This window comes from Protofrankia sp. Cr1 (assembly GCF_963555865.1).
In the GTDB taxonomy this organism is placed as follows: Bacteria; Actinomycetota; Actinomycetes; order Frankiales; family Frankiaceae; genus Protofrankia.
Genome location: NZ_CAUVXO010000186.1, coordinates 1,478 through 3,408 on the forward strand (window position 1 = coordinate 1,478; position 1,931 = coordinate 3,408).

At 64.9% G+C, this 1,931-nt stretch carries 1 protein-coding gene; it reads right to left on the reverse strand.

Going from position 1 to position 1,931, the window contains the following annotated elements:
* Positions 1-77 precede the first annotated feature (77 nt).
* Entirely contained in the window at positions 78-1,349 is a 1,272-nt protein-coding gene (gene ltrA, locus U9980_RS15335) for a group II intron reverse transcriptase/maturase (protein ID WP_322768531.1), read from the reverse strand.
* Positions 1,350-1,931: the final 582 nt, after the last annotated feature.

A 1,931-nucleotide genomic window follows, 5' to 3' on the forward strand; every position in this document is an offset into this window, starting at 1 on the left:
GTCGGGTCGCCCGGGGGATTCCCACCCCCGGGCTCCCACAGATCCCGGCGTGAACCTCTCGGTTCACCGGGCTCTTGTCATCTGATCCACTGGAAGGTGCCCGTCCACTGCCAGTGCGCGAACATCTGGCGGTTCCTGTTGACCAGGTTGTCCCACCAGTGCTTGGCGCGTTTGAACGGGGCGAGCCGTCTGTACTTCTTTCGGGCCCAGCGCACCAGGTAGCCGTTGATGCGCTTGAGGAGGGGATGCAGCTCGGCCTTGTTGAAACGACCGTAGTACGCCATCCAGCCCCGCACGATCGGGTTGATCCGCTCGGCGATGTCTGCCAGTTCGTGGCCGGTGCGCCGGTGCAGCCGCCAGCGGCGGACCTGCCCGCTGGCTGCTTTCAGCGCCGCCGCGCTGACGGCGGGAGTAAACGCGGTAAACATGACCCCGTGCCTGCTCCGCGCGCTGCGCGGCTGGAACGTGTACCCAAGGAACGTGAAGGCCGTATGCTCATGAGAGCCCGGCCTGTTGTCGTCCTTGCAGTACACCACCCTCGTCTTGCCAGGGTGCAACCGAAGGCCGACCTCCTCCATCCTGGCGGTAAGAGCGGCGAGGACATCCTCGGCCTGCCGCCTCGTCGCGCAATGCACTACCGCGTCATCCGCGTAACGCTCGAACCGCACAGCCGGGAACTCCCGGGCCATGAACAGGTCGAACGCGTAGTGCAGGAAGAGGTTAGCCAGCACCGGCGAGACCGCAGATCCCTGGGGAGTTCCGCGGTCCCTTGCCACGATGGTGCCGTCTGGCAGTTGCAACGGTGCGGTAAGCCATCGCCGCACATACAGGAGTACCCATTTCTGGTCGGTGTTGGCCTCCACCGCCTTCATGATCAGGGAGTGTTCCATGGAATCGAAGAAAGCCTGGATGTCGACATCGACGACCCAGTTCCTCGACTGGCAACGCTGCCGGCAGACCGCGACCGCGTCGAGCGCGGACCGGCCAGGCCGATACCCGTACGAGTCGGGATGGAAAACCGACTCGGTCCGAGGCGTCAATGCCAGCGCCACCGCCGTCTGCGCGATTCTGTCCGCGACAGTCGGCACTCCTAGGACACGTTTCCCCTCACCATGCGGTTTCGGTATCTCCACCGCCAGCACCGGCGGGGGAAAATAGCTGCCCGACGACATCCGGTTCCAGATCCTGTAAAGGTTCCCCTTCAGATCCTTCTCGAAGTCGGCGACCGAGCAGCCATCCACACCGGCGGCACCCTTGTTCGCCGCGACCCGCCTATACGCCTCCCATACCAGCCCCTTCGGGATGTTGAACGGCTTCTCCACCAGACCTGGCCCACCCAGCCGGCTCATCCCGAGACATCCCCAGTTGACCAGACAGACAAGCCACAGATGACCCGGCCGCTTCGCTCCGCTCCCATTACAGCAGCCTCGCCGCTACTACCAGCCGGTCCGCCAGCGAACACCGCAACGATACTCAGTGCCTCACGGTTTCTGCCGCCCGGCACGCTCCCTCTCGCCGGACAGATATCCGGCAGTGTCGGTGTCCGCCTTCCCACGTTCCACACGGAAGCCGCAGACCGGGCTCGCGCCGCCTTCACGCCGGGCACCACCTGGCCAGTAGACGGGCACCCGCCAGGCTCAGTCCCGGAGCTACTGGGTTGCTCCGGTTTCGATGCCACTTTCTGGTCTCGACGCGTCATCAGCGGTTCGCTCACGCTCGCCTTCCCGGTCCCCACCTGACGCGATCACGCGCGCCTTTTCCTCGTCGCTCACCACGACGGTCATCAACCAACGCAGCACGAGGTGGTTTGACATCTCCCCCCGCAGGGCGACGCCGAAGGGCCATCAGTCCCTCATCTCCCGCACAGCACCGCAACACAGCAGCCACTACCACTCGCTGCCTGTCACGTTCGTGGCACACCCCAGTTCCCC

Bases quoted from the DNA above. Each gene is read 5' to 3' on its own strand.
- ltrA (WP_322768531.1), bottom strand. From the start codon at position 1,349: ATGAGCCGGCTGGGTGGGCCAGGTCTGGTGGAGAAGCCGTTCAACATC.